Origin of the sequence: Saccharomonospora cyanea NA-134, from assembly GCF_000244975.1 — a bacterium.
Taxonomy (GTDB): domain Bacteria; phylum Actinomycetota; class Actinomycetes; order Mycobacteriales; family Pseudonocardiaceae; genus Saccharomonospora; species Saccharomonospora cyanea.
Window position 1 is genome coordinate 5188110 of record NZ_CM001440.1, and the last position, 16828, is coordinate 5204937.

The 16828-nt window shown below is 69.3% G+C and carries 20 protein-coding genes; 7 read left to right on the top strand and 13 right to left on the bottom strand.

What is annotated here, in order from left to right; genetic code table 11:
- Nucleotides 1-42 precede the first annotated feature (42 nt).
- Both SACCYDRAFT_RS24240 and SACCYDRAFT_RS24245 read left to right on the top strand, forming a co-directional pair.
- The gene (locus SACCYDRAFT_RS24240) at nt 43-624 is read left to right on the top strand and encodes an RsiG family protein (RefSeq protein ID WP_005460308.1); all 582 of its coding nucleotides are present in this window, start codon (nt 43-45) and stop codon (nt 622-624) included.
- A gap of 12 nt (nt 625-636) precedes the next feature.
- Entirely contained in the window at nt 637-1575 is a 939-nt protein-coding gene (locus SACCYDRAFT_RS24245; RefSeq protein WP_005460309.1) for an asparaginase, read from the top strand.
- Here SACCYDRAFT_RS24245 and SACCYDRAFT_RS24250 read toward each other — a convergent pair.
- The gene (locus SACCYDRAFT_RS24250) at nt 1572-2477 is read right to left on the bottom strand and encodes a hypothetical protein (RefSeq protein ID WP_005460311.1); all 906 of its coding nucleotides are present in this window, start codon (nt 2475-2477) and stop codon (nt 1572-1574) included. The two genes, SACCYDRAFT_RS24245 and SACCYDRAFT_RS24250, sit on opposite strands and share 4 nt — an antisense overlap.
- A 207-nt stretch (nt 2478-2684) precedes the next feature.
- Here SACCYDRAFT_RS24250 and SACCYDRAFT_RS24255 point away from each other — a divergent pair, with 207 nt between their 5' ends.
- Nucleotides 2685-2873, top strand: coding sequence for a DUF3073 domain-containing protein (locus SACCYDRAFT_RS24255; protein ID WP_005460313.1), 189 nt, complete (start codon nt 2685-2687; stop codon nt 2871-2873).
- Between the two features lie 178 nt (nt 2874-3051).
- Nucleotides 3052-3942, top strand: a complete 891-nt coding sequence (locus SACCYDRAFT_RS24260) for a Gfo/Idh/MocA family protein (RefSeq protein WP_043536883.1) — start codon at nt 3052-3054, stop codon at nt 3940-3942.
- Nucleotides 3943-3949: 7 nt separating this feature from the next.
- Here SACCYDRAFT_RS24260 and SACCYDRAFT_RS24265 read toward each other — a convergent pair whose 3' ends face one another.
- Genes SACCYDRAFT_RS24265 through SACCYDRAFT_RS24275 form a run of 3 tightly spaced genes read right to left on the bottom strand, consistent with a single transcriptional unit; the run spans nt 3950 to nt 7005 of the window.
- Nucleotides 3950-5467: a tripartite tricarboxylate transporter permease gene (locus SACCYDRAFT_RS24265; protein WP_005460316.1), complete on the bottom strand. Its 1518-nt coding sequence runs from the start codon at nt 5465-5467 to the stop codon at nt 3950-3952.
- A gap of 3 nt (nt 5468-5470) precedes the next feature.
- Nucleotides 5471-6022: a tripartite tricarboxylate transporter TctB family protein gene (locus tag SACCYDRAFT_RS24270; RefSeq protein WP_005460317.1), complete on the bottom strand. Its 552-nt coding sequence runs from the start codon at nt 6020-6022 to the stop codon at nt 5471-5473.
- On the bottom strand, nt 6019-7005 hold the full coding sequence (locus SACCYDRAFT_RS24275) for a Bug family tripartite tricarboxylate transporter substrate binding protein (protein ID WP_005460318.1): 987 nt from the start codon (nt 7003-7005) through the stop codon (nt 6019-6021). Before SACCYDRAFT_RS24275 ends, SACCYDRAFT_RS24270 begins: the two co-directional genes overlap by 4 nt.
- A 156-nt stretch (nt 7006-7161) precedes the next feature.
- Between SACCYDRAFT_RS24275 and SACCYDRAFT_RS24280 the strand changes: the two genes are divergently transcribed.
- Together SACCYDRAFT_RS24280 and SACCYDRAFT_RS24285 are read left to right on the top strand one after the other, a co-directional pair.
- Nucleotides 7162-8745 (top strand): sensor histidine kinase, encoded by a 1584-nt coding sequence (locus SACCYDRAFT_RS24280; RefSeq protein ID WP_005460319.1) that lies wholly within the window; start codon nt 7162-7164, stop codon nt 8743-8745.
- Nucleotides 8742-9425 (top strand): response regulator, encoded by a 684-nt coding sequence (locus tag SACCYDRAFT_RS24285; protein WP_005460320.1) that lies wholly within the window; start codon nt 8742-8744, stop codon nt 9423-9425. The genes SACCYDRAFT_RS24280 and SACCYDRAFT_RS24285 overlap by 4 nt, the downstream gene beginning before the upstream one ends.
- A 20-nt stretch (nt 9426-9445) precedes the next feature.
- On the opposite strand, the gene SACCYDRAFT_RS24290 is transcribed toward SACCYDRAFT_RS24285, so the two are convergent.
- From SACCYDRAFT_RS24290 to SACCYDRAFT_RS24330, 9 genes are all read right to left on the bottom strand, one after another.
- Nucleotides 9446-10042 carry a hypothetical protein gene (locus SACCYDRAFT_RS24290; RefSeq protein WP_232283740.1) on the bottom strand — a complete coding sequence of 199 codons (597 nt, stop codon included), beginning with the start codon at nt 10040-10042 and terminating at the stop codon, nt 9446-9448.
- A gap of 116 nt (nt 10043-10158) precedes the next feature.
- On the bottom strand, nt 10159-10341 hold the full coding sequence (locus tag SACCYDRAFT_RS24295) for a hypothetical protein (RefSeq protein ID WP_005460322.1): 183 nt from the start codon (nt 10339-10341) through the stop codon (nt 10159-10161).
- Between the two features lie 322 nt (nt 10342-10663).
- Nucleotides 10664-11089, bottom strand: a complete 426-nt coding sequence (gene arfB / locus SACCYDRAFT_RS24300) for an alternative ribosome rescue aminoacyl-tRNA hydrolase ArfB (protein WP_005460323.1) — start codon at nt 11087-11089, stop codon at nt 10664-10666.
- A gap of 9 nt (nt 11090-11098) precedes the next feature.
- The gene (gene purM, locus SACCYDRAFT_RS24305; RefSeq protein ID WP_005460324.1) at nt 11099-12169 is read right to left on the bottom strand and encodes a phosphoribosylformylglycinamidine cyclo-ligase; all 1071 of its coding nucleotides are present in this window, start codon (nt 12167-12169) and stop codon (nt 11099-11101) included.
- A gap of 30 nt (nt 12170-12199) precedes the next feature.
- Nucleotides 12200-13747 carry an amidophosphoribosyltransferase gene (purF, locus tag SACCYDRAFT_RS24310; RefSeq protein WP_005460325.1) on the bottom strand — a complete coding sequence of 516 codons (1548 nt, stop codon included), beginning with the start codon at nt 13745-13747 and terminating at the stop codon, nt 12200-12202.
- A gap of 86 nt (nt 13748-13833) precedes the next feature.
- Entirely contained in the window at nt 13834-14286 is a 453-nt protein-coding gene (locus tag SACCYDRAFT_RS24315) for a hypothetical protein (RefSeq protein ID WP_005460326.1), read from the bottom strand.
- Nucleotides 14270-14518, bottom strand: a complete 249-nt coding sequence (locus tag SACCYDRAFT_RS24320; protein ID WP_005460327.1) for a DUF397 domain-containing protein — start codon at nt 14516-14518, stop codon at nt 14270-14272. Before SACCYDRAFT_RS24320 ends, SACCYDRAFT_RS24315 begins: the two co-directional genes overlap by 17 nt.
- Before the next feature lie 217 nt (nt 14519-14735).
- The gene (locus tag SACCYDRAFT_RS24325; protein WP_005460328.1) at nt 14736-15611 is read right to left on the bottom strand and encodes a helix-turn-helix domain-containing protein; all 876 of its coding nucleotides are present in this window, start codon (nt 15609-15611) and stop codon (nt 14736-14738) included.
- Between the two features lie 150 nt (nt 15612-15761).
- Nucleotides 15762-16142, bottom strand: a complete 381-nt coding sequence (locus SACCYDRAFT_RS24330) for a sterol carrier family protein (RefSeq protein WP_005460329.1) — start codon at nt 16140-16142, stop codon at nt 15762-15764.
- A 55-nt stretch (nt 16143-16197) separates the two neighbouring features.
- Here SACCYDRAFT_RS24330 and SACCYDRAFT_RS24335 point away from each other — a divergent pair, with 55 nt between their 5' ends.
- Nucleotides 16198-16809, top strand: a complete 612-nt coding sequence (locus tag SACCYDRAFT_RS24335) for a type VII secretion system-associated protein (RefSeq protein ID WP_005460330.1) — start codon at nt 16198-16200, stop codon at nt 16807-16809.
- Nucleotides 16810-16828: the final 19 nt, after the last annotated feature.

Sequence of the window (16828 nt, forward strand, 5' to 3'; positions counted from 1 at the left end):
GTTCCACTGGTGGATTCCAACGTCGTAGAGCAGGATGACTCCGTGATCGAAGTCCGGCCCGGCGGGCGCCGTCGGATCGACCGAGTGCTGGCCGCCGACTACGCCCGCGACCTCGACCGCCTCCCGATGCCGACGTTGCGCGAACGTCGCAACGAGGCGGCGCAGGAGGAGACCGACCTGTCCTACCTGCGACGACTGCTCCACGCTCGGATCGACATCGTGAAGGCGGAACAGCAGCGCCGCGCGTCCGGCGGGCAGACGCGGGTGGTGGACCAGCTCACCGCGATCCTCGCCGACAACGCGCTGGGCCCGGCCACGGGACTGGGCCGTTACCAGAAGCTGGAGCCGTCGAGGGCGGGCGAGTACCGGCGCCGCGCGGAGGCGCTCGTGGGCGACGCCGACCTCTCCGACGTCACCTCGCTGTCGGACGACAAGCTCGCCGAGACCCTGGAGAGTTACCGGGAACAGGAGAGATCCGTCTCCAAGCGCCGACGCGAGGTCCAGGCCGTCGTAGATTCGTTCAACGCGGAGATCGCACGCCGTTACGCGCAAGGGGCGGCGTCGGTCGACGAACTGTTGGAGAGCGAACGCCGCCAGGGCCCGCCGAGCGGCGAAGAGGACTGAGAACGGATCCACATGAGCTTCGCGACAGGCAATCCCGTGCTGGTCGAGGTGGTGCGGTCGGGTTTCGTGGAGAGCGTGCACCGGGGCGCCATGGTCGTCATGGCGCCGGACGGCACGGTCCGCGCCACCCTCGGTGACGTTGACACGCCGGTGTTTCCCCGGTCGTCGAACAAGCCGTTCCAGGCACTCGGGATGCTGAACGCCGGGCTGGAGATCGACGACACCGATCTCGCGCTCGTCTGCGCGTCACACACGGGAGAGCCCGGCCACGTCGACCGCGCCCTGGCGATACTGGCCGCCGCTGGGCTGGGCGAGGACGACCTGCACTGCCCACCCGACCCCCGCCGGGCCGCCATGAACTGCTCGGGCAAGCACGCCGGGATGCTCACGACCTGCGTACAGCGGGGTTGGTCGACAGCCGACTACACCGACCCCGACCACCCGTTGCAGCGCACGATCGCCGACACGGTGGTCGAGCTGACGGGCGAGAAGATCGCCGCCGTGGGCGTCGACGGTTGCGGCGCTCCCCTGTTCGCGTTCTCACTCACCGGGCTCGCGAGGGCGTTCTCCGCGGCCTCCCGCACCCGGGTCGGCGAGGTCATGCGCGCGAACCCGTGGCTCGTCGCGGGCACCGGCCGGGAGGACACGCTGCTGATGCTGGCGGTGCCGGGTCTGCTGTGCAAGGCGGGCGCGGAGGGCGTGCACGCCATGACGCTGCCGGACGGCACCACCGTGGCCCTGAAGACGGACGACGGTGCGTCACGGGCGCGGGGTCCGATGCTCGTGGCCGCGTTGCGGGCACTCGGCGCAGTACCCGGCAACCCCGCCGCCCGAGCGGTGGTCGACGGCCTCGGCCGCGGCGCCGGGCTCGTCCAGGGTGCCGGCCGGGAGGTCGGTGAACTGCGCGTGACCGCCGAGTTCGAGGCCGAGCTGGCGCGCCAGCTCACCTAGTTGAACCGCTCCCGGGAGGCCAGGTCGCCCCAGTAGTCGCGCAGGTTCTCGAACGGCTCGGCGATCTCCTCGACGGCCTCCCGGCGGAGGGCGTCGAGGATGGCGTGCACCTCGTCGGCGCTCGTGTCGGTGGCGAGCACGGGGTCCTCGATCAACTGGACGAGACCGCCGTAGTCGAGCTCCACGGCCGAGTGGGGGTGGAAACTCGACAACCACCGGTTGGTCTCGGCGAGGATGCGGGTGGGGCCAGTGTCGCCGAGCGCGTCGCGCACCAGCACCTCCGCCTCCGTGATGCGCTCCAGCGCGTCGGCCATGGCCACCCGCCACGACACCTCGCGGATGGGGTCCGACGGGCCGGTGCCCAGCACGATCCGCCGCTCGTCGGGGTCGACGATGGTGAACCAGGGCAGCGGCACGGTCCAGTTGGTCGACAGTACGTGCATGGTCGACCCGTACAGGTCACGCAGTGCGGTGTGCGACCGGCTCCTCACCGACTCGGGGGTGAGTCCCTTCGCTTCGAGCACTTCGGCCTGCAACGCCGGGGGCGCGTCGTCGAGGAAGCTCGACAGCGCGGCGGCCGACCGCGCCCTGATCTCCAACGGGCACACGAGCGGCTCGGTGGCGAGCTCGACGGAGTCGTCACTGATCGGCACCTCGCCGGGTTCGATCACGAGCACATCGGTGAGCAGACTCGGCCCAGCCCGCCCGTCACGCGTTTCGGCGGGCAGTGTGTGGACGGGTGAGACCTGTGATTTCAGCCATAGCCACTGCTCGCGTGCTATCGCCTCGTTCGGCGTCATCTCGGACCGTTCCACCGCTGCGAGCAGCGCGTCGTCCGGCGGGTCGCCGAAGGACGACAACGGTTCGTACACCCTCAGGTAGGCCGCGAACGGTCGAAGCACCCGTGAATCGTGACACGAGTTACCCACTCGCCGGGCACCGGCTGGTCTGTTGACGGCGTCGCGGGGGATACTGTCAGCGTTCGCACACCGTGCCACGTCGCATAAGCACCATCGGGCACGGTACGGTGTGTTCAGGAAAGTAGTCGAGACGACGCGGGGCCGCCGATTTCCCCCGGCCGCCCCGCCCCTGTGCAAGGGGGTCGAGCCATGGGGCGCGGCCGAGCTAAGGCCAAGCAGACAAAGGTGGCCCGGGAGCTCAAGTACAGCGTTCCCACCACGGACTTCGATGCACTGCAGCGTGAGCTGTCGGGCAAGTCGTCCAACGACGACAGCCGCGAGGACGAGGACCGGTACGAGGACCCGTACGACGACGGGTACGACGACTACCGCCGCTGATCCGACGCGGACGCGAGGGTGGATGCGGAAGGCATGTCGAATCCACCCTCGCGTCCGCGTGTGCTGTGCATCGAACGCCAGTGGCAGGCGCTCGCCGACACCAGGTGTCGGCGAGCGCCGGGCCAGTCGTACCGCTGATCCGGTGACCTAAGCTGCGGCTGTGGACACCGTGGAGCCAGTGGACTCGCCAGTGAGAGTCGGCCTCGTCGGCGCCGGATCATGGGCGCGCCGGGTACACGCGCCCGGCCTCGCCGATCACCCCGCCACCACGTTGAGCGCCGTGTGGACGCGCAGGTCCGAGGCCGCCGCCGAGTTGGCCGAGGAGTACGGGGCGACCGCCTGTGACACGTTCACCGACCTGCTCGGCGCCGTCGACGCCGTCGCCTTCGCCGTTCCGCCCGCCGTGCAGGCGGAGCTCGCCGTCACCGCGGCGGAAGCGGGCAAGCACCTGATCCTGGAGAAGCCGCTCGCCGCCGATCTGGCACAGGCCGAGCGTGTGGCCCGTGCCGTGTCCGAGTCCGGCGTGGTGGCGCTGCTCGTGTTGACACTGCGCTACGCGATGCGTACCCGTGACTGGCTGGCAGGCCTCGCCGACACCGGAGGCTGGACCGGCGGAAGCGCCCGGTGGCTCTCGGGCGCCCTGCTCGGGGAGAAGTACGGCAGAGCCGCGTGGCGGCACGAGATAGGCGCGCTCGGTGACATCGGACCGCACGCGTTCGACCTCATCGACGCGGCGCTCGGGAAGATCACGGCGGTGGTCGCGGCCCGTCGTGGTCCTGGAGAGTCGTGGCACGTCATGCTGGAACACGAGGGCGGCGCGACCAGCACGGTGAGCCTGGCGTCCCGACTGCCGATCATGCCCACGGCCATCGAGTTCGCCGTCTACGGACAACACGGCCTGCGCCTGCTCGGCAGAGAACCCGAAGGCGAGGCGGCGTCGTTCACCGCGCTGCTGGACGACTTCGCGGCGATGATCGACTCCGGCGTCCGGGAACACCCCTGTGACGTGCACAGGGGTGTTCACCTGCAACGCATCCTCGAAGAGTGCCGCGACCGCGTCGAGGGCTGAGCCACCCTCAGGCGGTCGGGGCCTTCTCCCGGTCCTGCGCACGGGGCAGCAGGCGCCGCAACACCGGCCAGGCCAGGATCAGGGCCACGATCACGTAGACCGTCACCGCCATCGGCGAGTTGACGAGTCCGACGAGGTCGCCGTTGCTGATCTGCAAAGCCCGCCGCATCTGCAACTCGGCAGCCGGGCCGAGGATCACCCCGATGATCGCGGGCAGCACGGGCAGCCCGAACCGCCGCATCACGAAGCCGATCACCCCGATGGCGAACAGCAGCAGCAGGTCCATCACCTGGCCGCCCACCGAGTACGCGCCGACGGAGGCGAAGAACAGGATCCCCGCGTACAGGTAGGGCCGGGGAATACGCAGGAGTTTCGCCCACAACGGCGCCATCGGCAGGTTGATCACGAGCAGCAGCACGAGTCCCACGAAGAGGCTGGCGATCAATGCCCACACGAGCCCGCCCTCGTGGTCGAACAGCAGCGGGCCGGGCTGGATGCCGTACTGCTGGAACGCGGCCAGCATCACGGCGGTGACGGCCGTGGTCGGCAACCCGAGCGTGAGCATGGTGGTCAGCGTGCCCGCCGCCGACGCACTCGCGGTGGACTCGGGACCCGCCACGCCCTCGATGGCTCCCTTGCCGAACTCGTCCTTGCGCTTCGAAAGGCGCCGCTCGGTGACGTACGACAGGAAGGTCGGGATCTCCGCGCCACCGGCCGGGATCGCCCCGAACGGAAACCCGATCACCGGGCCGCGCAGCCACGGCTTCCAGGTCCGCCGCACGTCCTCCCGGCCGAGCCACGGCGTACCCGCCGTCAGCGGCTGCTCCGGCTTCTGCCGCAGGTGCGCGGCCACCCACAGGGCCTCGCCCACGGCGAACAGGCCCACCGCCACGATCACCACGTCGACGCCGTCGGACAGGTGCAGGGAACCGAACGTCAGGCGCGCCTGTCCGGTCATCTGGTCGAGACCGATGAGCCCGATCGTCAGGCCGAGGAGCAGCGAGGCGAATCCCCGCACCCGGGAACGGCCGAGCACCGAGGTCACGGCGACGAAGGCCAGCACCATCACCGCGAAGTAGTCCGGGGCCCCGATGTCCACCGCCAACGACGCCACGAGGGGCGCCAGCAACACCAACGCGATCGTGCCGATCAGGCCGCCGACGAAGTTGCCGATGGCCGCGGCGGCGAGCGCCTGTGGAGCCCGGCCGCGTTTCGCGAGCGGATACCCCTCGATGGCGGTCACCACCGAGGCGCTCTCACCAGGGGTGTTGAGCAGGATCGACGTGGTCGACCCGCCGAACATGCCGCCGTAGTAGATGCCGGCGAACATGATGAACGCCGCCGTGGGGTCGAGACCGTAGGTGACGGGCAGCAGCAGGGCCACCGCCATCGCGGGCCCGATGCCCGGCAGCACGCCGATGGCCGTGCCGAGCACCACGCCGATGGCGGCGAACAGCAGGTTCGTCGGCGTGAGGGCGGTGCCGAAGCCGTCGAGCAGGTTCGAAAGCGATGCCGCGAAGTCCATCGGCTACAGCACCTCCATCAGTGGACCGCCGGGCAGGGACACACCCAGCAGCTCGTTGAACACGACCCACGTCACCACCGACAGCACCGCGGCGATGAGCGGATCACGCACCGTGTTCCGGCTGCCCAGCGCGTACGCGGCTCCCCAGAACATCAGCGCCGACGACAACGGGAATCCCACGAAGTCGATCAACGCGGCGTTGACGAGGAACGCGGCGGACAGCAGCAGGACCGTCCTGCCGTCCGTGGGCGTCGACAGGTCGACGTCCTCGCCTCCCTCGGCCTCACCCCGGCCCCCGCGGAGCACGTCGCGGGCCAGCAACCCGGAGACGAGCAGCAGCAACGTGCCCACGACCACGGGCACGGCCTTCGGTCCGAGCGGTCCGCGCTGCGCGAAGTCGGTGGACAGGTTCAGGGCGTCCGTGATGACCAGGACGCCGAGCGCGAACAGGAAGGCACACAGCCCCAACTCACCGCGTCCGCGCCACCAGCCGCCACGGGACGGCTGCTCGCCCGAGCCGGAACCCTCGACGGTGTTCACCACAGGTGCGCTCATGCCAGCCCCAACTCCTTCAGCACCGAGGCGACGCGGTCGTTCTCGTCCGAGAGGAACCGGGCGAACTCGTCGCCGGTGGAGAACGCGTCGCTCCAGCCGTTGACCCGCAACGCCTCGCGCCACTGCTCGGTGCCGTGCATCGCGGTGAACAAATCGATCAGCTTCTGCCGGTCCGCGTCCGACAGCCCCGGAGGCGCGACGATCCCGCGCCAGTTGGTGAAGCTGACGTCCACCCCCACCTCCTGCAGAGTGGGCGCGTCGATACCGGGCACCCGCTCCGGACTCGTCACCGCCAGCGCCCGCAGCTCCCCGGCCTCGATCTGGTCGCGGGTCTCACCGATGCCGGACACACCGAACGCGATCTTGCCGCCGAGCACCGACGCCATCAGTTCACCGCCGCCGTCGAACGGCACGTAGTTGACCTTCTTCGGGTCGAGGCCGATGGCCTTGGCCGTCAACATCGGCGCGAGGTGGTCGGGGCCGCCTGGCGAGGAACCCCCGCCCACGGGAAGCCCACCGGGGTTCGCCTTCCACGCGTCCAGCAGGTCGTGGACGTCGGAGTAGGGCGAGTCCTTGCCGACCACGATGATGTCGGCTTCCTCGGTCAGCTTCGCGATGGGCGTCGTGTCCTGCAGCGTGGAGGGAGACGAGTTCGTGTAGACCGAGCCGACGACACCGAGCCCCATCGACATGGCGAGCTTGCCGTTGCCGCGTTCGGCGACGAGCCGGCCCAGCGCGACGGTGCCGCCCGCGCCCGGCAGGTTGAACACCTCGGTCGGCCCGTTGAGATCGTTGTCCTCCAGCACCTTCACCGCGGTGCGGGCCGTGATGTCGTAGCCGCCACCGGGCGTGTTGGGCACCATCACCCGCAGGCCCCGGATGCGCGAGCCCGCGTCGTCACCGCCTGACGAGACGAGCGGGGGCACCAGCAGGACGAGCAGTGCCGCGCCGAGCACCGCGAGCCACGTCTTCGGTTGGCGCAATTCTCACCTCACTGTGAGCAGACTGAGCGGACTGTTCCTTCGTCAGCGCGTCATCGTGCCCGAGCGGCCGCTTTCGAGTCGCGCTTGCGGACGTAACGCTCGTTGTGGTCTTTGTGGTCACCCGCGCCCCGCCGTCCCCGCTGTCATAGTGGCCCGGTGGGTAACAAGGGGTCCCTGGCCAGGCAGCTCCTCGGATGGCACCTGTCGCTCGTGTTCGCGTTGCTCGGCTGCGTCGCCGTGTACTCCGTGATCCAGTCGAAACACAACTTCGCCGAGGACGAGGGCCGGGCGCTGCTGTCGGTGGCGGAGAACGTGGCCGCGACGCCGGGCGTGCGCGTGAGCCTCGCCGACCCCGTGAACCGCGACCCGCTGCCGAGTTTCGCCGAGAGCGCCCGAAGCCTGTCCGGCGCCGACTTCGTGATCATCGCGGGATCCGACCGGACAGTACTCACCTCGCCCGACCCCTCACAGCTACGGAACCCGCTGCCGCTCGGCGAGAGCACCGTGGCCGACGGGCGTTCGTGGGTGGGCGAGGTGGACGACTCCCTCGTCGCACACGTGCCCGTGATGAGCAAGCGGGGTGACATGCTCGGCATCGTCGCGGCGGGCAAGGCCAGACCCGGCTTCTTCGAGGGCATCACCAACCGGCCCGCCGACGCCCTCGTCCTGCTCGGCATCGCCCTCGTGCTGGGCGTGACGGGATCGCTGCTACTCGCGTGGCGGGTGAAGCGACAGACCCTCGGCCTCGAACCACGGGAGATCACCGGTCTCGTCGAACACCGGGACGCACTCCTGCACGGCATCAAGGAAGGCGTGGTGGGGCTCGACCAGCAACACCGCATCACGCTCGTCAACGACCACGCGCGGGAACTGCTCGCGTTGCCCGGCGACTGCGTCGGCACCGCCGTCGACGACCTCGGCGTCAGTGGCAGGTTGCGGGACGTGCTCACCGGGCAGGCAGGCGGCGTCGACCAGATCGTGCTGCGAGCGGGCCGGGTGCTGGTGCTCAACCGCATGCCGGTGTCACGCGACGGTCGCAGGCTCGGCGCGGTGGTGACCCTGCGCGACCGCACCGAACTCGTGACCCTGCGGGAGGAGCTGGCCGCCAGCTCGCGCACCACCGACACGTTGCGTGCGCAGGCGCACGAGTTCTCCAACCGCCTGCACACCATCGCGGGACTCATCGAGCTCGGCGAATACGACGAGGTGCGCAACTACGTGAACCTCGTGAGCAGGGAACACGAGGAATGGCACGACCAGGTGAGCGCCCGGATCGGGGACACCGCCGTCGCCGCCCTGCTCATCGCCAAGGCGAGCCTGGCGGCCGAACAGGGCACGGGCCTGCGTCTCACCGACGAGAGCTGCCTCGCCGAGACCGACGACCGCATGTCGGCCGATCTCGTGACCGTGGTCGGCAACCTCGTCGACAACGCCCTCGACGCCGTACGTGGCGCACCCCACGCCTGGGTCGAGGTCGACATCCGCGAGCGGGACGACGCCGTCGAGGTGGTGGTGCGCGACTCCGGACCCGGCGTGGCACCGGAGATCGCCACCGAGGTGTTCGCGCACGGTTTCACCACGAAGGCCGCGGAACACGGAGGGCAACGCGGCCTGGGGCTCGCGCTCACCCGGCAGGCGTGTCGCCGCCGGGGCGGGCAGGTCGAACTGCGCAACGACGGTGGTGCGGTGTTCACAGCCGTCTTGCCGTACGCCTCGGCAGCGGAGAAGGTGTCACCGTGATCCGGGTACTGGTGGTCGACGACGACTTCATGGTGGCGAAGGTGCACAGCGGGTACGTCAACCGCACCCCGGGCTTCACCGTGATCGGCGCGGCACACTCGGGAGCGGAGGCACTGCGCACGGCACGCCAGGAGAAACCGGACCTCGTGCTGCTCGACATCTACCTGCCCGACATCGACGGGCTCACCGTGCTGCGGGAACTGCGCGCCGACCCCGCGACCGTCGACATCGACGTCATCGTCATCACGGCCGCGCGCGACGTGGACACCATCCGAGGCTCGCTACGCGGCGGTGCCCTGCACTACCTCATCAAACCGTTCTCGTACGCGGCACTGCGCGACCAGCTCGACCACGTGGGTTCCCTGCACCGCAAACTGGCTCGGCTCTCGACGCGCCCCGCCGCCGCACAGCACGAGGTGGACGACGTGTTCGGGGCGCGACGGCCGGGCACGGCGCCACTGCCGAAGGGACTCACCACGCAGACGGCGGAGCTGGTGAAGTCCGCGCTGACCGAGCACCCGGAAGGCCTTTCGGCCACGGAGTGCGCGAACGCCACAAGGCTGTCCCGGCCCAGCGCGAGGCGGTACCTGGAGCACTTCGTCGAAACCGGCCAGGCCGAAGTGCGGCTGCGGTACGGCAACACCGGTCGCCCCGAACGGCAGTACCACTGGAGGGAGTGAGCACCACAGCGACCGGGGCGTCAGCGCTCGTACAGCGCGTCGTCGTTGGCCGCACGCGCCCCTTCCGGGGGAGGGATCACGGTGTAGCCCAGTTTCTCGAGAACCGCGGCAGCCGTGTCGGGTGAGTCACGGACCACCGAACGGGTTTGCAGCAGCCGCCAGCGCCGCCTGCCCGCTCTCACCGCGTCCTCCCAGTGTGGGCAGGCGTCGAAGTCGAACTCCCTCAACAGCATTTCGAGGAAGTCCTCCAGACACGGCCGGTACCGCGTGCCGCCGACGGGAATGTGCACTTGCGACAGCAGCCCCTTGTGCTTCGGGTTGCATCGCGCCAGCAACACGGAGGCCGCACCCCGCTCGGCATGGACGTTCCAGTGCGCGGCGGGCACGCTGTGGGCGTCGTGGAGGTAGTCCAACCGCAACAACGGTGTGCCCTCCTGGAGCGAGCGCACCTCGAAGCTCGACTTGCGGACGGCGAGGTGCGAATCCGCGTGGTCGGGAGCGCACCAGTAGTACAGGTGCAGGTCGGCGACATGAACGCCGTCGTTGAGGAGCCGGATGCTTCCGGCCTTCTCGGCACTGCCCGGCCGGATGACCCGCCACTCCCGCTTCCGGATCACCTTCAGTCTTCGTTCCTCAGGGTCCGCTTCTCGAAGCGGTGGAAGAACGGAGTCGAGCAGGTCCTGGATCTGTTGAGCGAAATCAGTCGTGGCCCGGTCGAGGTCGAAGGTCACACTCACTCGCCAAGCAGGAACGAGATCTCGTCGAGCCGCTGAAGCGCGTCGCGTTCGTCGGAGGTGGCGACCTCGCTGCGCACCCGCTCACGCAACTCGTCGGGCGTGAGGCGCAACCGCTGCAGCAACTCCTCACGACTACGGAGTAGTTCCTCGGTAGTCACATCGATCACGGTCACCGTCATCTTCGCCTCCCCTCGCGAGTTCATTGTCCCCCACCCAGCGACAGGTCTGAAGCACTCTTCGCCACGCTGCTACCCGATCGGGCGACAGGCGAACCTCTGACCAGGCGTTTTTCTCACCCGGCGGAGAAATCCACTCGAACAGACGTACGAATGAAGGCCCTCGACATCGTGTCCGCAGGTTGTGAACGCGTGCCCGCAGCCCAGGAACGCGTGTTCGCACTTCCCGCACGGGGTCCCGAAAACGCTTGCGCTCGGACGTGCCTGAACGGCGAACACCCGTGCACAGAGTGCGAACACTCGTGCGCAGCCTGCGGACACGGCGTCAGTCGTCCCACGACTTTCGGTTGCGCTTGAGCTGGCCGCGTCGCTTCTTGCTCGCCAGGCGGCGTTCCTGCGAACCCTTCGTCGGCTTGGTGGGACGGCGCTTCCTCGGAGGGGGCGCCGCCGCCTGCCGCAGCAGCGTCGCCAGCCGTTCGCGCGCGGCGCGCCGGTTGGCGAGCTGCTCGCGGTGCTCGCCCGCCACGACGGTGAGCACACCGTGGGACAACCTGCCGCTCAGCCGCGCGAGCAAACGATTGCGCAGGTCGTCGGGCACCGATGGCGAGCGTGCCACGTCGAACGACAACTCCACCCGGGACGACGTCGTGTTGACACCCTGCCCGCCCGGGCCCGACGACCGCGAGAACCGCTCCGACAGCTCCGCCTCCGGAATCACCAGACGCGCGTCGACGTGCAGGTGCTCTGCCATCGCGATCGGTCAGAAACGCGGGTGGTCTCCGGTGAGCGTGACACGCGGGCCGTCCGGGTCGTCCGACGGGCGCACCTCACCCAACACCCACGCGGGCAGGTGCCGCGCGGTGAGCAGGGCCAGCGCGCGGTCCACGTCCTCGGGCGAGACGACGACCACCATGCCGACGCCCATGTTGAACGTGCGTTCCATCTCCTCACGTTCCACCCGGCCACGCTGGGCGATCATCGCGAACACCGGATCGGGCGTCCAGGTGTGCCGTTCGAGCTGGGCGACGACCCCATGCGGCATCACCCGTTCGAGGTTCGCCTGCAACCCGCCGCCCGTGATGTGCGCGAACGTGCGCACCTCGGCCTCGGCCACGAGGGCGAGGCAGTCCTTCGCGTAGATCCGGGTGGGTTCGAGCAGTTCCTCACCGAGCGTGCGGCCGAACTCCTCGACGTGCCCCTCCAACGGCATCCGCGCGATGTCGAGCAGCACGTGCCTCGCGAGCGAGTACCCGTTGGAGTGCAGGCCCGTGGAGCCGAGCCCGATCACGACGTCGCCCGGCCGCACCAGGTCCGGCCCGAGCACGGCCGACGCCTCGACCACGCCGACGCCGGTGGCGGACAGGTCGTAGTCGTGCTCGCCCATCATGCCGGGATGCTCGGCGGTCTCCCCACCGAGCAGCGCGCAGCCCGCACGCACACAGCCCTCGGCGATACCCGAGACGATCGCCTCGATCTTCTCCGGCTTCACCTTGCCGACCGCGATGTAGTCCTGCAGGAACAGCGGCTCCGCACCGGTCACCACGAGGTCGTCCACGACCATCGCCACCAGGTCGATGCCCACCGTGTCGTGCTTGTCCAACGCCTGCGCGACCGCGATCTTGGTGCCGACGCCGTCGGTGGACGACGCGAGCAGCGGCTCCGTCCAGCGGCCCGCCTTGAGCGCGAACAGCCCCGCGAACCCGCCGACACCACCCACCACCTCGGGCCGGGTCGCCCTCGCGGCATGTGGCTTGAGCAACTCGACGGCTTCGTCGCCTGCGTCGATGTCGACACCGGCAGCGGCATACGTGGCGCGCGCGGACTCGCTCACGAAAGCGGCTCCATCCTCATTCCGTAACGACTAGGGACGCCGAACGGCATCCTCGGCACCGTACCCCGACGCCGACGTGGGCAATTGACTCGGCTTGCCACTCCAGCTCTCCGCGCTGCCGTCGGAGCCGAGGTTCTCCAGCAGGTGCTTGCCGATCAACTCCTCGTCGGGGAGCGGGATCGGGTACCTGCCGTCGAAACAGGCCGCGCACAGCCGGGACGCGGGCTGCTCGGACGCGGCGACGAGGCTGTCGAGCGAGACGTACCCGAGCGAGTCGGCTCCGATCGAGCGGCGGATGCCGTCGAGGTCGGCGCCGCCTGCCACGAGCTCGGCCCTCGATGCGAAGTCGATCCCGTAGAAGCACGGCCAGCGAACGGGCGGCGAGGCGATGCGGACGTGCACCTCGACGGCCCCGGCCTCCCGCAGCATCCGCACGAGCGCGCGCTGCGTGTTGCCCCGCACGATGGAGTCGTCCACCACGACCAGCCGCTTGCCCCGGATGACCTCGCGCAGGGGGTTGAGCTTCAGCCGGATGCCAAGCTGCCGGATGGTCTGGGACGGCTGGATGAAGGTGCGCCCGACGTAGTTGTTCTTCACCAGCCCGGACCCGTACGGGATGCCCGACGCCTGCGCGTACCCGATGGCGGCCGGGGTGCCGGACTCGGGCACCGGGATGACCAGGTCCGCCTCGGCGGGGTGTTCGTTCGCCAGCCTGCGACCGATCTCGACGCGGGTGGCGTGCACGCTGCGTCCCGCGATCACCGTGTCCGGGCGAGCCAGGTAGACGTACTCGAAGACGCAACCCTTGGGCTCGGGGTTCGCGAACCGGGAGGAACGAAGGCCGTCCGTGTCAATGGCGATGAGCTCGCCGGGCTCGACCTCGCGCACGAAGGACGCGCCGACGATGTCCAGCGCCGCGGTCTCGCTCGCCACCACCCAGCCGCGTTCGAGCCTGCCGAGCACGAGCGGACGGATTCCGTGCGGGTCGCGGGCGGCGTAGAGGGTGGTCTCGTCGGCGAACGCCAGGCAGAACGCCCCGCGCACGTCCGGCAGCAGGTCGAGGGCCGCCGCCTCGATGCCACGGTCAGCGGCGGCGTGGGCCAGCAGGCCGCACAGCAGGTCGGAGTCGGTGGTGGCGCCACCACGCTCGACGACCCCGAGTTCCCGGGCGCGTTCGTGCAGTTCGTGAGTGTTGACCAGGTTGCCGTTGTGACCGAGCGACAGCCCGGTGTCGGCGCTGGTGGTGCGGAACACGGGCTGGGCGTTCTCCCACGTGTCCGCCCCGGTGGTGGAGTAGCGGCAGTGACCGACGGCCACGTGCCCCTGCAACGACGACAACACCTGCTCGTCGAAGACCTGGCTGACGAGGCCGAGGTCCTTGAAGACCACGATCTGCTTGCCGTCGGACACCGAGATGCCCGCGGCCTCCTGGCCTCGGTGCTGCAAGGCGTACAGGCCGTAATACGTCAGCTTGGCGACGTCCTCGCCCGGTGCCCACACTCCGAAGACACCGCATTCCTCACGGGGTTCCGACTCCAGAGGCTCCGGTTCCGCCTGATCCGCTCGGACCTGCTCCACGAAAAGGCTCCTCTACGTACGAGAACGGGCCGTCCACAGTCTAGGCCCGAAAGCCTGGTGGGCGACCCGTTCTCGTGATGCGAAGCTCACGCGGTGGCACGAAGCCACTTGGCCTGACCGCGGTTGCCGCGAACCCAGCAGCCCCGCGCGGCCGCACCGTGGGGGCGCACCTGCGGTTCCGGGGCTTCGGGCAGGTCGAGCAGCGCGTCGACCACCTCGCGCATACCGCCGTCCCGCCGCCACAACAACGTGCTGGGAGCGAGGATGTCGGACTCCTCGGCTGGCATCCGCATGGCCGTGACCTCGTCCTCCGCGTCGAGCCGGACGACGTCGACCACGGTGCCGTGCACACGAACCCCGACGATGGTGATGATCTCACCTTCCGCGTCGCGCGGGTGCACGAACTTGTACCCGCGCTCGACGAGCCTGCCGAGCGTGTCCTCCACCTCGGCGGCTTCGGCGGCCTCGGTGGCTTCTACGGTTTCAGGGGTTCCGGGGGTTCCGGGGGTCTTGGTGGGGAGCTCAGCCGGCGAGGTCATCGAACTCACCGTCCTTGGCGCCCGCGAGGAACGCGGCGATCTCGGCCTTTGTGTACAGGAGCGCAGGACCGTGCGGATCACGGGAGTTGCGCATGGCCACGCCTCCCGACCTCAGGCGGGCGAGTTCCACACAGTTGCCCATGGAACTGCTGTACGAACTCTTGCGCCACGTCACGTCCGCCAACGCGTCCGAAGAGACTGCCGCAGCACTACCGCGGACCGCCTTCGCCATGATCCTCACCTTCCCGACCGACAACCTTTGGAGGATGCATCTGCACGTGCATTCGATTGTGCGCGCAGAGTAGCACCGCCGCATGCAGGTGTGGATGCACGTGCAGATGCGAGAGCACGCAAGATTGATCACATAGTGACACAACTCACTCTGGACAACCTTTTCGCAGCTCAGAAGACAAGTCGATCACCTGCGGAAACGTGAACGTGAAACAGGCTCAGCTTTCCGACAGGACCTTGGCTATCAGGTCCCGGGAACGCTTCGGAGTTTCGGCATCGACGGCGAGCCGGTCGAGCGACCGCCCGATCAGCTCGATCTCGTCCGCCCGCTCCAGGTAGACACCACCCGCGATGTGGTCGACGTAACCGATGTTCGGCAGTTCCGGCTGGGCGAAGCGCAGGAGCGTGAACGGCCCGTCGGCGGCGTAACCGCTGCGGTCGTACGGCACCACCTGCACCGTGACGTTCGGCAACGTGGTCACCGCGAGAAGCCGTTCGAGCTGGGCGCGGTGCACCTTCCGGCCGCCGAGTGGACGGCGGAGAACCGACTCGTCGAGCACCACCCACAGCCTCGGCGCGTCCGGCCGTACCAGGAGCCGCTGCCGCCGCATCCGCACCGCGACCCTCGACTCGGCCTCCTCGCCCGCCGCGTCGGGAACGCCGTGCGTGATGACCGCCCGCGCGTAGTCCTCGGTCTGCAACAGCCCCGGGACGAACTGCAGCTCGTACGTCTGGATACGTGAAGCCGCCTCCTCGAGGCCGAGGAACGGCTCGAACCACTTGGGCGTGTAGTCGTTGAATTTCTGCCACCAGCCCGGCTGGTTGGCCTCCCTCGCCATGTCGAGCAGGACGTCTCGTTCGCCGGGGTCCGTGACGCCGTACAGCGTCAGCAGGTCGGCGACGTCCCGCTCCTTGAAGCCGACCCGGCCCAGTTCGATCCGACTGATCTTCGATTCGGAGGCGCGGATGTGGTAGCCCGCGTCGCCCCGGGTGATACCCGCCAGCTCACGCAGGCGGCGGAGTTGCGCACCGACGATCATTCGACGAGCGGTGGGGGTGCTGTGCTCAGCCCCGGAACCGCCTCGCGCAGCCATTCTCGCTGTCTGTTCCTTCCTGGTCTTCTCGCTCCGGCGCCGGTCACGGCTGGTGAATGGTACCCGGAAGAACGCTCCTGATCACCGAAAAGTACTCCGCGAGTCGACACCGTCCAAGCCGCCGCAGCAGCGTTTTCGCGCAGAACGCCACTACAGCCGGACGATCGGCAACCAGTGCGAGACGTCGGCGCGCGTTCCGGACGCCGCGACCCTTCCCCCCTCCACCGCATCGGTCCATTCGAGACGTCCCAGGGCGAGCTCCAGCCAGGTCCTCGGATCCGTCTCGACGACGTTCGGAGGCGTGCCGCGCGTGTGACGGGGACCGGCTACACATTGGACGGCCGCGAACGGAGGAACCCGGACCTCGACACTGCGGCCGGGAGCCACGGCGGCGAGCGTCTTCAGACTCAGCCGGACGGCCTTCGCCACCTCCGCCCGCGCGGGCTCGGGCTCACCGGCGTCGAGCCACGGCACCACGACCTCGCACGCGGCCCGCAACTCGCCGGGATCAATCAAGCGTGAAGACGGCATGCTCCCACAGTAAGCTGGTGGCGACTGTCGGCACGGACACCACCTGGGGAAGTACATGGGCCAGCGCGACGACTCCCACCGCCTCGTGCCCGAGCAGGCCGCCGCCGTCCGCAAGCCCGAGATCACGGCCGACATGCGGGCCAACGCCAGGGCGAATCCGGGCAGCTGGCTGTACGTCATCGACGAGGCGTTCGACCCGAACGGCAACGTGCCCTCGTGGGCCGTCATCGGCGCCTACCCGGTCAACGACCGGGGCGAGATCGTGGACGACTTCCACTTCAACGACCAGTACCGGCCCTCGCCGCAGGCCCTCGGGTTCCCCGAACCCAGCAGCGAACTGGAGTACCTGCTCCAGCTCGTCTACACCCGTCACCGCCCCGAGGAGGACCTCGCGCACGCGGTGCTCGACGCCGAACTGTACGTCTTCGCCTACACGCCCGCGCAGCGCACCCTGGTGGGGGTCCACGACCTCGACGGCGACGTCGTGGTGCCCGCCTACACCGCGAGGTCGCTCGCGCCCCGCGACTGGCCGCATGCCCGGAAGGTGCGCGGCAGGGACATCATCGACCTGCTCGGGGGCTGTCCGCTCGCACTGAACCCGGACGACGTCATCACAGCCCTGGTGACTCCGGAGGAGCTCCTACACGCAAGCGGCCGGCTGCGCTGAACATCGCCGCGGGTCACTT